This is a genomic window from Paenibacillus sp. KN14-4R (genome assembly GCF_052180255.1).
Classification (GTDB): domain Bacteria; phylum Bacillota; class Bacilli; order Paenibacillales; family NBRC-103111; genus Paenibacillus_AM.
Window position 1 is genome coordinate 2915084 of record NZ_CP197466.1, and the last position, 11704, is coordinate 2926787.

Sequence of the window (11704 nt, forward strand, 5' to 3'; positions counted from 1 at the left end):
AAATTTGAACTTGTTTAAAGTTCTCTTACCGACAGGTGCGTTTTTATTAGAACAAGCATTTACTTCTTAAGAAGTGTAGCTTCTTTAACAATCTCTACAACAACTTCCGTCACTTTGACAAGGTCAGAAATGGCAATACTTTCATTCGTAGTATGAATTTCTTGGTAACCAACCGAAAGGTTAATTGTAGGGATACCCATACCGTTAAAGATATTCGCATCGCTACCTCCACCTGAGTGGAATGTGCTCGGCTCACAGCCAACATTACGAAGTGCGCGCATTGTTAATTGTACAACAGGCGCGGAATCATCATGCATGAATGCAGGGTATGCAACAGATGAATTAAATTCACAACGTGCACCATTTTCCTCAGCTGCAGCTTCACTTGCAACACGCATAGCTTCAACCTGAGCAGTCAATTTATGTTGAACAATGGATCTTGCTTCTGCTTTGATCGAAACAAAGTCACATACAACGTTCAAAGGACCTGCGCCAGAGAATGATCCAATGTTAGCCGTTGTTTCATTATCAATTCGACCTAGTGGCATGCGTGCAACAGCCTTTGACGCCACTTGAATCGCGGAAATCCCTTTTTCAGGACTCACACCAGCATGAGCTGTTTTTCCGTAGAAGTTGATGTTCACTTCAGCACGGGAAGGTGCAGCAACTGCAATCGCACCGATATCACCGTTAGAATCCAGTGCAAAACCATATTCGGCGTCGATAGATTTCGCATCCATTGCACGCGCACCGATTAGACCCAATTCTTCACCCACTGTAATCACGAACTGAATTTGTCCATGAGGGATGTTATTTTCTTTCAATACACGTAGCGCTTCGAACATCGCTGCTAAGCCTGCTTTGTCATCTGCACCTAAAATTGTTGTACCATCCGAACGGATAACACCATCTTCACCGATTTGAGGCTTAATGCCTTGACCTGGTGCTACTGTGTCCATATGGGACGTAAAGAAGATCGATGGAGTGCCTGCTGCATCATCAGTTGCCGGTAATGTGCATACTAGGTTACCTGAACCATGACCTGTCTGAGCTGCTGTGTCATCTTCAACTACAGTTAACCCAAGTGCAGTGAATTTCTCTTTTAACACTTTACTGATATTGCTTTCGTTCTTGGATTCACTGTCAATTTGTACCAATTCTACGAATTCTTGTACTAAACGATCCTGATTGATCATAAAAACTTTCCTCCAATGCTCGAGATGTCTTACAATAGTATACATGATCTTAGCCTAAATTTTCTATTAATCATTAAGGAGTTGTTATACATGAAACAAAAGCGTCAAAAAATGTGGTTTAAAATTGTCGTCTACATCATGCTTATCAGCATGCTGTTGTCCACCATCATTTTATCAATGCAACTGGTATTCTAGTACAGGGAAGTTTCTGTATTGAAACTCTCCAGGTTCTCTTTGACTCTCTGTAAGAAACGACCGCAGATTACACCATCCAGAATGCGATGATCCAAGGACAAGCAGAGATTCACCATTGAACGTACAGCAATCATATCTTGAATGACGACTGGCTTCTTCACAATCGATTCGAACGTAATAATCGCTGCTTGCGGGTAGTTGATAATAGGTTGCGATAGAATCGATCCGAAGGAGCCTGTGTTATTAATCGTGAATGTTCCACCTTGCATGTCGCTAAGCGAAAGTTTCCCGGCACGCGCCTTTTTCGTTAATTCATCAATCTCACGCGCAAGACCCGCGATATTTTTCTGATCCGCTTTTTTAATAACCGGCGTGGACACCGAATCCTCCGTACCAACCGCAAGTGATAAATTAATGTCGCGCTTCACGATAATTTTATCCGCACCCCACATGGAGTTCATGATTGGATAGTCCTTAATTGCACCCACAACCGCTTTAAGTAAGAATGCGAGGTAAGTTAAATTCACGCCTTCTTTACGCATGAACTCGTCTTTCACTTTATTACGTAATACAACGAGGTTAGTCACATCGACTTCGATCATGGTCCAAGCATGCGGAATTTCCGAAACGGACTGTCTCATACGAGAGGCAATCGTATTTCGAATCGGCGTTACATCAATGACATACTCGCCGCGCCCTTCAATTGCATGTCCTTCGACTTCAATATTCGGAAGTGGTGGATATTGAGACAGGTGAATACCTGTTGAACGTACATCTGTTTGTACCACGTTTTGTTGTAGTGGCTGAATCACTGGCGGACTCACTGCCGGTGCAGTTGGCGTTGGTGCAACACTTCTTCCCGCTCCACCATTTGCAACGAATTGTTCCACGTCTTTACGTGTAATTCTGCCGCCAATACCTGTTCCAACTACCAAGTTCAAATCGACATGGTGCTCAGCTGCAAGCTTTTGTACCGCAGGCGAGTAACGGTGTCGCATACTTTGGTCCCCCGCTAGTTCTAAAGGCGCAGCCCCTCCAACAGGTGATCCAGAAACGGCATTACAAGTAGTCACGGAATGGGAGCTTGTTGACTCCACTGTTCCCTCGACGATTTCTTCCGTCTCTACGATACAAATCGCTTGTCCAACAGCTGCTGTATCCCCATCTGGAACGAGAATCTGAACGAGCTTACCTGTCACAGGAGAAGGCATCTCGGTATTGACTTTATCCGTGAACAATTCACAAATGACATCGTACTGCTCAACATGATCTCCCGGTTGCTTAAGCCACTTTCCAATTTGTGCAGACACTAATGTTTCTGCCAAATGCGGAACTGTAACTTCGATCAGCTTTTTACTCATTTTCGAACCTCCAAACGTATGCCAGTCGTCCCTGTCCCTCGCGGCGAGGCGGAGGCATATCGATTAATCATCACTTTTTTAGAATAATGCCAACTTACGCATTGCATCTTTTAATTTATCTACGTTTAACATGAAGAATTTCTCCATAGGAGGATTCATACCCACAGCTGGAACATCAGGTCCACAAACACGCATGATAGGTGCATCCAGATCAAACATAAGCTCTTCACTAATGATTGCCGCAACTTCTGCGCCGACCCCGCCAGTCTTGTTGTCCTCATGTGTAATCAGTACTTTACCCGTCTTAGCTGCTGCTTCAAGAATGGCTTCACGATCAAGCGGTTGAATGGTCCGCAGATCAAGAATATGCACAGAAATCCCCTCTTTAGCAAGCTCTTCAGCAGCTTGAAGCGCGTAATGAATAGGCAGACCATAACCAATAACCGTCACGTCTGTACCTTCACGCTTCACATCTGCCTTGCCAATCGGAACAATATAATCCTCATCAGGAACATCGCCAGATAGAGCAAGGTACGCTTTTTTATGTTCAAAATAAAGAACCGGATCTGCATCTCGAATCGCCGCTTTCATTAAACCTTTTGCATCATACGGATTCGATGGTGCCACAATCTTAAGACCAGGCGTACCGAAGAAAACAGACTCCGGGCACTGGGAGTGATAAAGTCCTCCGCCTCCTGTTGCACCATAAGGTGCACGAATAACGATAGGACAATCCCAATCATTGTTCGAACGGTAACGGATTCTAGCCGCTTCACTTAAGATTTGGTTCGTTGCAGGAAAAATAAAGTCAGCAAACTGAATTTCCGCAACTGGACGCATGCCATGCATCGCTGCACCAATCGCTACCCCAACAATTGCCGATTCTGCCAGAGGTGTATCCAAGATACGATCTTCTCCGAACTCATCACGCAAGTCTTTGGTTGCATTATTTACGCCACCTTTACCAACGTCCTCGCCCAGTACGAACACATTGTCATCGCGTTGCATTTCCTCTTTCATTGCGGAGCGGATCGCTTCCAAATAAGTAATCACTGCCATGACTATACCTCCTCCCGATCGCCGTAAACATATTTCATTGTGTCTTCTGGAAGTGGATATGGTGCTTTATCTGCATAATTCGTTGCGTCATTTAGAATTTGCTTGCATTCTTCAGAGAAGCTTGCCTCCTGCTCTTCACTCCATAAACCGCATTCCATTAAGTACGCTTTAAATTTAGGTACACCATCTTTTCCACGATTCTCTTCTACCTCTTCTTTTGTTCGATATAACAAGTCATTATCGGCCGTGGAATGAGGAGATATACGATACATAACCGCTTCAACCAGTGTAGGTCCTTCACCGCGAAGTGCACGTTCATGTGCTTCTTTCACGACACGGTATACTTCAAGCGGGTCATTCCCATCCACACTAACACCTGGGAAACCATAACCTAAAGCGCGGTCCGCAATTTTCCCGCCTACTTGCTTATGATAAGGAATGGAGATGGCATACTGGTTATTTTCACACATGAAAATGACTGGTAACTTGTGTACACCTGCGAAATTACAACCCTCATGGAAATCACCTTGGTTACTTGAGCCTTCGCCAAAAGTAACGAAAGATACCGCACCTTCATTCTTCATTTTGGATGCCAATGCAAATCCTACTGCATGAGGCACTTGTGTTGTAACTGGCGATGATCCCGTGACAATTCTAAGTTTACGGTGACCAAAATGCCCTGGCATTTGACGCCCCCCTGAGTTCGGGTCTTCTGCTTTAGCAAATACAGACAACATGAGTTCTTTCATTGTCATCCCTACGGACAATACGAAAGCATAATCACGGTAATACGGTAAGAAGTAATCTTTATCGCGATTCATCGCAAATGCAGCACCTACTTGTGCTGCTTCTTGACCGATACCTGAAACGTGAAACGCGATTTTACCTGCACGTTGCAGAAGTAAAGAGCGTTCATCAAACTTACGAGCTAACAACATGTATTTATACATTTCCACTGCTTGTTCATCGGATAATCCAAGCGAACGATGTTTGGTCAATTGACCGATAGACATGGGCAATCCCTCCCAAATAGAAATAGATATGACTTTTTATCACCTGGTACTAAGACTTGGCTTTATAAGTATATTATAATCCAGAAACTTCATGAATACAATTCATGACCTAGATTCCGATTGCTTGTCCGTCAACAGCCATCATGGCCTCACCAAGTGCCTCAGAAAGCGTCGGATGCGGATGAATCATCGCTCCTACTTCCCAAGGTGTTGCATTCAACCACTCTGCAAGTGCAGCCTCGCCAATTAGCTCAGTTGCATGAGGCCCAATCATATGAACACCTAAGATGTCATTTGAATCTTTATCTGCGATTACTTTTACAAAACCATCGGTTTCACCATACACATATGCCTTACCCGCTCCTACAAACGGGAATTTACCAACTTTAATATTTCGTGATTGCTCACGTGCTTGCTTCTCCGTCCATCCAATTGAAGCTATCTCTGGACGTGTGTATGTGCATTTCGCCACTCTATGCGGCTCGACTAAATGCGCCTCTTTCCCGCAAATATGATCCACAGCAGCAATCCCTTCGTGACCTGCGACATGTGCAAGTTGAAGACCGCCAATCACATCACCTACGGCATAAATGTGCGGTTCTGCAGTTTGCAAGAACTCATTCACAACAATCGCGCCACGATCTACTTTTACAGCTGTGTTTTCTAAACCAAATCCTTCGATATTTGGCTTGCGTCCTACGGAGACTAGCACTTTTTCAGCCTGCAAAGTGACTTTTTCAGCGCCTTGCTCGGCTTGTAAAGTAACCGTCTTATCTCCTTTTTGCAACGATTCTGGAAGTACTTTAGCACTTGTAACTACTTTCACGCCACGCTTCACTAATAAGCGCTGCAATTCACGTGAAATATCTTCATCTTCTGCTGCAACAAGACGATTCTCATATTCCACAATTGTTACTTCAACACCAAAGTCATTTAATAGTGATGCCCACTCGACCCCAATCACGCCACCGCCAACGATCAACATCGATGCTGGCAACTCATGCAATGTCATGGCCTCATCACTTGTTAAGACGTATTCACCATCTGGTTCGAGACCAGGTAAGGTACGTGGACTAGATCCCGTTGCAATAATAAGCTGCTGAGGAGCCAGAATCTCAATTTCACCATCTGGCAGCTCAACAGACACATCTCCAGTACGTGGTGAGAATATCGAGGCACCCATAATGCGGCCATTACCGCTATATACGTCAATCTTATTTTTGCGCATAAGCAATTGAACCCCTTGGTGAAGCTGGTTCACAATGCTGGTCTTACGTGCCTGTACTTTATCAAAATGCAGCTTCACGCCCTCAGTCATAATGCCGTATCGCTCACTGTCTTTTATCGTTGCAAAAACTTCCGCTGAACGTAAAAAAGCCTTGCTCGGAATACACCCTGCATGAAGGCATGTCCCGCCAAGCTTGTCCTTTTCCACAATTGCCACTTTCTTTCCTTGCTGTGCCGCCCGAATCGCTGCTGTATAACCACCAATCCCGCCGCCTAAAACCACGACATCATAAGGTTTGTTACTACTCATTCGATCAACCTCCTTGTAATTTCGATCTGATCTATGGGAACCAGTCCATGTGTATTAATTATGTATATTTTCGTACTTCTAGTTCTATTGTACTCTTTTTTCCCCTTATAAATATAGTCCAAAGTTCAACCAAATAGACAGTACTGCGAATAGGCGGTATGATAGAGATACTCAAAATAACACTGAAATTTATGTCAAATCTGACGTATCAAGGAGCACTTATGAAACTTACTTTTACACGTATTGTGGCGATTATTCTGCTGGTTGTTCCGGGCATTGCTGCTGCTTACGGCTTTCTAGCCATGAAGGATGCATTCTTCGCGATCTTTGAACCCAATATAGGTCATATGCTTTGGGGCAAGTTCTTTGTTGGAATACTGTTATTTGCTGCCGGAGTCGCTTTTATTGGCGGCTGGACTTTCTTCCGTGATCGTAAACGCAACTATGTTGCACCACGATTCAAAGCCAAACGCAAGCAACCCTAATTGCCTTTAGTGTATCCATGACTAGGATTTCAAATCCCAGCTTAGTCTCTCTGAAATAAACAATAGCGGACTTCCAGTTGAATCAAAACGTCTTCATCTATATAATATACACATGTACGCTTTCCGAAGTGAGTAAAAGGACGGGTCACCGCCCGAGGAGGATAACAAAATCTATGGCATACCAACCACAAGTTGTTGAAGCTACTAAAGTAAGTGACAATCCGAAAAACGGATTATTCGAAATCACAGTTGTTCTTAAAGATCGTAATCATTGCCGCGTGTTCTTCGAGCGCGATGAAGTAACAGGTGCTCCAAGAGCTACAGACATCAACCGTCTATACAAAGAGCCTTGCTACATTTGCAAAAAGGACTTCCTTTGCGATTGCATGGATAGCTACCTAGACACAATTGGTGTTCAAGCCTTAGCTATGGTGGGCATGTAATTCGAATACGAAAAGAACCGTCATTTTCACGAAATGTGAGGATGGCGGTTCTTTTTTGTATATATTACCAATCCAAATCAAGAAATAACTTTCAACCAGGCCCGATCATATCGCCACTCTACCTCGACAGGTGCTCGGAAGAAGTCCGTTAAATTTCCACTTGTAAGGACATCTGTCGTTAGACCGGAACGATATACTTCCCCTTCTCGAATGAGTAGCGTCTTTGTAAAATCGGATGTTATCTCTTCAATATGGTGTGTTACATAAATTAAATTCGGTGCATCCTTTTGTTGGATTAGATCATGAATACTTGCTAGCAGTTGTTCGCGAGAGAATACATCTAATCCGTTACATGGCTCATCCAAGATCAGTAGACGCGGTGAAGCCATCAAGGCTCTAGCAATTAATAGCTTCTGCTTCTCCCCCTGCGAGCAGGTTTGATACTGACGATCAACTAAATGGCCTACTCGTAATTTTTCCATGAGGGCCAGCGCCTGCTCCATATCGTCTTCTGTTGGATTCTCATAAAGTCCAATTGTAGCGAACTTCCCACTTAATACGATCTGCTGCGTCTTGTCTGACATGTAGAGTCGCTCCTGTAGTGACGAACTTACCCAACCGATACTTTTCCGAAGTTCACGCAAATCAACCGTGCCAAACCGATCACCGAACACACTAACCTGCCCTTCTGTTGGCCACATATATCCATTGATCATATTGAGGAGTGTCGTCTTTCCAGATCCATTCAAGCCAAGTATAGCCCAATGCTCTCCGGCCTCCACTTGCCAGTTGATCTGTTTCAATAACAGTTTTTGATCTCGTCTCCACGATACATTTTGTACGTCAACAACTAGACTCATACCGCTCCCCCTTACTCTCATATTGCGATTTTATTGCAATTTCTTCTCTTATTCTGCTATGCTTTGTTTCCTACCACTTAGAGCGCAGGAGATCTTATTCATCATGATAAATATTTTCAGAGAATTGAGCAATAAGGATGCAGATGAGCGATCAACCCGAATTTTTATGCATAAGCTACTTCGGGTCATTCAGCATGAAAACGAACAATACCGTCATAATGATGAATGCATGCGACCTCAGACAAAACCGAAATGGAAATAGTCGAATGTCAAAAAAGGGTATGCGCTATAAGTATGGAATACTATCAATACGCCAACCCACATATAACCAGGAGGTATCCATGAACTTAGCTAATAAAATCACATTAATCCGAATCAGTCTCATTCCGCTGTTCATGTATTGCTTCACTCCTTATCCAACAATCGCTATCGTGATCTTCTTACTTGCTTCGGCAACCGATAAACTTGACGGTTACATTGCACGTAAATACAACCAGGTAACGAATCTTGGAAAACTACTAGATCCATTGGCAGACAAAATTTTAATTTCTGTAGCCCTCATAATGCTCGTTGAGGTTCATCAAGTCTCATCTTGGGCTGCTTTTATCATCATTGGACGTGAAATCCTGATTACTGGTATTCGAATGCTTGCATCTGCCAAGGGGGTAGCTCTTCAAGCAGACAATTGGGGTAAAATTAAACTCGTCCTTCAGGTAGCAGCGATTGCGGGCGTCATGATCGGGCATGATCTATTTCCAATAATCCTCGATTATTATTTGGACAGTGCTTTGATGCTACTTGCAGTTGGACTAACCTTGTATTCGGGTTACAATTACATTAAAAACAATTATGAATTACTCGGCTTATCCTACGAATAGAATTTAGAACTTTACGAACAGTCACCACTTAGTCAGGAGGCCTTATTTTCCCATCATGAGTAAAAAAGAATATCTCGATACGTTCACAGAAAATATGGAATTTCTTGCAGTCCGCAGCCGTGATGAGGTACACCGTCTTGGCTTATGGCATCAAACTTTTCATTGTTGGTTATTACAGCAAGATGAGAATAGGAACTATATTCTTTTTCAAAAAAGATGTGCTCGCAAAAAGGACTACCCCGGCTATTTGGACATCACCGCAGCCGGACACTTAGAAGCTGGCGAAGATCCACTTGACGGCATTCGGGAAATACGTGAAGAGTTAGGTATCGATATCGAACAAAAAGACTTGATCCCAATCGGTGTTGTACCCTGTCTTCTGCGAGCGGAACATTTCATTGATAATGAGTTTGGACATGTATATTTGGTCGATTATTCTGGCCGCAATGAACCATTTATTTTGCAAAAAGATGAAGTCGAATCAATCCTGCGCATCGAATTTGATCAATTCCGATCTCTTCTAAACGGAACTTGTCATCACATAATCGGATACGATTTTACAGATGGAGTCGAAAAACAAGAAGTTTCACTTACGATGACAGACTTTCTCCCACATACAGAATCTTATTATGCGAGTATAGAGCATCATATGGATGCCTTTTTCAAAAGTCATAAAAGTTGACACGTCAAAATATTTAAATCATTATTAGGGAAATACCCTAATATAGAGAGAGGTTTTCTTTTGCAAATCGAGCATACCGAACATAATCAACATGCGTGGAATCAAGGGACATATCAAGCGTGGATTAACCGCTTTGGCACCCCACAAGAATCAGCTAGTAAAATCAAACAAAATCCAATTGCGCGACTTGGCTCGCTTTCTAAGTACCTTGGCGATGTTCAAGGCGCAAATATTATAAATTTAATGGGTTCACACGGAATCAAAGGCGTTGCCCTTGCACATCTCGGCGCTCATGTCACCATTGCCGATTTTTCAGAAGGGAATGCGAAGTATGCCAATGAGTTGGCTGTGGCAGCAGGAGTCTCTCTCCGATATATCGTGACAGATGTACTTGATATGCCAGAGGATGAATTGACGAATTCGTACGACTACGTCTTCTTGGAACTTGGTATTCTGCATTATTTCACTGACTTACTGCCACTGTTTCAAGTTATTTCGAAGTTATTAAAAGTTGGCGGGCGGTTGATCCTGCAGGATTTTCACCCAGTGTCTACGAAGCTGATTAGCTCGAAGGGAACGACGGCTAACATTCGGAAGCATAAAGTAACCGGCAATTACTTTGATACATCGATTGAAGAAACCGATATTTCGTTCTATAAGTTTTTACCAGAAGAGTATCGTGATCAAGCCCAGAAAGTGCGCCTGCGCAAATGGACACTTGGTGAGATCGTAACGGCTGTTGCCAGTAGCGGATTGTTTATACGTATTCTGGAGGAAGAAGCGAACAGCTCCTCAGAGGTTTTTGATAAAGAGATTCCCAAGACGTTTGTTCTTGTTTCGGAAAAAATATAAAATATAGCCAGTAGCCCTCTTCAATGTTGAAGGGGGTTTGTTTGTCGAGAAGCTTGTGAGTGGGACGGTGGGTCGACTTGATGTTCTACAGCTAGACTCCATTTGTGCCAATATGCCTCACAATCACACTGTATCAAGACGGATCGCAGAAAAAATTGGGATGCAGTTAGAGGCGGAGTTCGTAAATAAGCGCAATCGAGATATTCTCACTAACTTATATCGGAAAAATAGAAAAGCAACCTAGGAATTTTCATTCTTCGGTTGCTTGTTTTATCCTATTAGTGACTGAATCGACCAGTATGTTTTCAAGTAAGGGCTTTGGGTTTTCACCTAGCTTAATCTCTTATTTTTACTGAAACACTCTTCAAAGTATCAATGATAAGTAGTGTTGATGCAATAACTGTAACAACAAAGCCTGTTACAATAAAACCGACACCCCGAATACCAATAATAATATAGTTGTAAGCATCCCCACCAACTATGTGTCCAAATTTGCTACCACTACTAAATATATCATCTGATTTATAATCTCCATAATGAAACATTACAATAAAACCTACTATAATTAATATAATTGACATAAGGTAAAGTAAAATGGACGCTGATTTCAATGATGTACTGCTTGTACTCCCACTTTCATTCACACTTCTATGTACTGGTTCTACGACCCGAGAACTACGTGATTCAGGATCGTTTATTGATTCTTTCTCGCTATCCAGAATTGCATCAAGTTCTGAAGTCATTAATTAGATCCTCTCTTTCTCTGCGCTTTTAGAAATGAAATCAGAAAATTAATTAAAGTCAACACCCATACAAGATTTATATAAGAGGAGTAGTATGAGTAATCACCTAGCACTAACTCATCGTATAACACTTTGAACTTGTGTACTTCATAATTTAGTACGATACTATAAGTATAACTAATCAATAGACCAATGGATCCTAATAAAAAAATGAATGTAGCAGTTTTTAATTTCATTCAAATCCTCCTAATAATATTTTGGACCAACATATGTACAAGAAACTTCATAATCTTACCTAATATTTGCCATTATAGTCAATCTCATAATTTTCTGTATTTAAAGTTTCTAATAAAAAATACCACTTTTTTACCAGATTTTATGTGTGTCTGATATCTGGACT

The 11704-nt window shown here is 42.4% G+C and carries 14 protein-coding genes; 7 read left to right on the top strand and 7 right to left on the bottom strand.

The features are described from left to right. Positions 1-59: 59 nt before the first annotated feature. The gene (locus tag ACSBOP_RS14210; RefSeq protein ID WP_442601190.1) at positions 60-1196 is read right to left on the bottom strand and encodes a M20/M25/M40 family metallo-hydrolase; all 1137 of its coding nucleotides are present in this window, start codon (positions 1194-1196) and stop codon (positions 60-62) included. A gap of 111 nt (positions 1197-1307) precedes the next feature. On the opposite strand from ACSBOP_RS14210, the gene prli42 reads away from it, so the two are divergent. Continuing rightward, on the top strand, positions 1308-1391 hold the full coding sequence (gene prli42, locus ACSBOP_RS14215; protein ID WP_442604478.1) for a stressosome-associated protein Prli42: 84 nt from the start codon (positions 1308-1310) through the stop codon (positions 1389-1391). Here the strand turns inward: prli42 and ACSBOP_RS14220 are convergent. From ACSBOP_RS14220 to lpdA, 4 genes are all read right to left on the bottom strand, one after another. Beyond that, positions 1388-2752 (bottom strand): dihydrolipoamide acetyltransferase family protein, encoded by a 1365-nt coding sequence (locus ACSBOP_RS14220; RefSeq protein ID WP_442601191.1) that lies wholly within the window; start codon positions 2750-2752, stop codon positions 1388-1390. The genes prli42 and ACSBOP_RS14220 overlap by 4 nt on opposite strands. Before the next feature lie 78 nt (positions 2753-2830). Continuing rightward, positions 2831-3811, bottom strand: a complete 981-nt coding sequence (locus ACSBOP_RS14225) for an alpha-ketoacid dehydrogenase subunit beta (protein WP_442601192.1) — start codon at positions 3809-3811, stop codon at positions 2831-2833. A 2-nt stretch (positions 3812-3813) separates the two neighbouring features. Further along, entirely contained in the window at positions 3814-4824 is a 1011-nt protein-coding gene (locus tag ACSBOP_RS14230; protein WP_442601193.1) for a thiamine pyrophosphate-dependent dehydrogenase E1 component subunit alpha, read from the bottom strand. 109 nt (positions 4825-4933) lie between these two features. Beyond that, positions 4934-6361, bottom strand: coding sequence for a dihydrolipoyl dehydrogenase (gene lpdA, locus ACSBOP_RS14235; RefSeq protein WP_442601194.1), 1428 nt, complete (start codon positions 6359-6361; stop codon positions 4934-4936). A gap of 221 nt (positions 6362-6582) precedes the next feature. On the opposite strand from lpdA, the gene ACSBOP_RS14240 reads away from it, so the two are divergent. Together ACSBOP_RS14240 and ACSBOP_RS14245 are read left to right on the top strand one after the other, a co-directional pair. Then, complete coding sequence (locus ACSBOP_RS14240; RefSeq protein ID WP_442601195.1) at positions 6583-6846, top strand: DUF2627 domain-containing protein; 264 nt, start codon at positions 6583-6585, stop codon at positions 6844-6846. Between the two features lie 173 nt (positions 6847-7019). Continuing rightward, complete coding sequence (locus tag ACSBOP_RS14245) at positions 7020-7289, top strand: hypothetical protein (RefSeq protein ID WP_442601196.1); 270 nt, start codon at positions 7020-7022, stop codon at positions 7287-7289. A gap of 77 nt (positions 7290-7366) precedes the next feature. Here ACSBOP_RS14245 and ACSBOP_RS14250 read toward each other — a convergent pair whose 3' ends face one another. After that, entirely contained in the window at positions 7367-8149 is a 783-nt protein-coding gene (locus ACSBOP_RS14250) for an ABC transporter ATP-binding protein (RefSeq protein WP_442601197.1), read from the bottom strand. A gap of 341 nt (positions 8150-8490) precedes the next feature. Between ACSBOP_RS14250 and pgsA the strand changes: the two genes are divergently transcribed. From pgsA to ACSBOP_RS14270, 4 genes are all read left to right on the top strand, one after another. Beyond that, positions 8491-9027 carry a CDP-diacylglycerol--glycerol-3-phosphate 3-phosphatidyltransferase gene (gene pgsA / locus ACSBOP_RS14255; protein ID WP_442601198.1) on the top strand — a complete coding sequence of 179 codons (537 nt, stop codon included), beginning with the start codon at positions 8491-8493 and terminating at the stop codon, positions 9025-9027. A 55-nt stretch (positions 9028-9082) separates the two neighbouring features. Next, a complete protein-coding gene (locus ACSBOP_RS14260) occupies positions 9083-9709 on the top strand; it encodes an NUDIX hydrolase (RefSeq protein ID WP_442601199.1) in 627 nt (208 codons plus the stop codon). A 66-nt stretch (positions 9710-9775) separates the two neighbouring features. After that, a complete protein-coding gene (locus ACSBOP_RS14265) occupies positions 9776-10561 on the top strand; it encodes a methyltransferase domain-containing protein (RefSeq protein ID WP_442604479.1) in 786 nt (261 codons plus the stop codon). 37 nt (positions 10562-10598) lie between these two features. Beyond that, entirely contained in the window at positions 10599-10805 is a 207-nt protein-coding gene (locus ACSBOP_RS14270) for a hypothetical protein (protein WP_442601200.1), read from the top strand. Between the two features lie 91 nt (positions 10806-10896). Here the strand turns inward: ACSBOP_RS14270 and ACSBOP_RS14275 are convergent, their stop codons facing one another. Further along, the gene (locus ACSBOP_RS14275; protein ID WP_442601201.1) at positions 10897-11304 is read right to left on the bottom strand and encodes a hypothetical protein; all 408 of its coding nucleotides are present in this window, start codon (positions 11302-11304) and stop codon (positions 10897-10899) included. Between the last annotated feature and the right edge of the window lie 400 nt (positions 11305-11704).

Bases quoted from the DNA above. Each gene is read 5' to 3' on its own strand.
- ACSBOP_RS14240 (WP_442601195.1), top strand. From the start codon at position 6,583: ATGAAACTTACTTTTACACGTATTGTGGCGATTATTCTGCTGGTTGTT.
- ACSBOP_RS14260 (WP_442601199.1), top strand. From the start codon at position 9,083: ATGAGTAAAAAAGAATATCTCGATACGTTCACAGAAAATATGGAATTT.
- ACSBOP_RS14245 (WP_442601196.1), top strand. From the start codon at position 7,020: ATGGCATACCAACCACAAGTTGTTGAAGCTACTAAAGTAAGTGACAAT.
- pgsA (WP_442601198.1), top strand. From the start codon at position 8,491: ATGAACTTAGCTAATAAAATCACATTAATCCGAATCAGTCTCATTCCG.
- ACSBOP_RS14220 (WP_442601191.1), bottom strand. From the start codon at position 2,752: ATGAGTAAAAAGCTGATCGAAGTTACAGTTCCGCATTTGGCAGAAACA.
- ACSBOP_RS14210 (WP_442601190.1), bottom strand. From the start codon at position 1,196: ATGATCAATCAGGATCGTTTAGTACAAGAATTCGTAGAATTGGTACAA.
- ACSBOP_RS14225 (WP_442601192.1), bottom strand. From the start codon at position 3,811: ATGGCAGTGATTACTTATTTGGAAGCGATCCGCTCCGCAATGAAAGAG.
- lpdA (WP_442601194.1), bottom strand. From the start codon at position 6,361: ATGAGTAGTAACAAACCTTATGATGTCGTGGTTTTAGGCGGCGGGATT.
- ACSBOP_RS14250 (WP_442601197.1), bottom strand. From the start codon at position 8,149: ATGAGTCTAGTTGTTGACGTACAAAATGTATCGTGGAGACGAGATCAA.
- ACSBOP_RS14275 (WP_442601201.1), bottom strand. From the start codon at position 11,304: ATGACTTCAGAACTTGATGCAATTCTGGATAGCGAGAAAGAATCAATA.
- ACSBOP_RS14230 (WP_442601193.1), bottom strand. From the start codon at position 4,824: ATGTCTATCGGTCAATTGACCAAACATCGTTCGCTTGGATTATCCGAT.
- prli42 (WP_442604478.1), top strand. From the start codon at position 1,308: ATGTGGTTTAAAATTGTCGTCTACATCATGCTTATCAGCATGCTGTTG.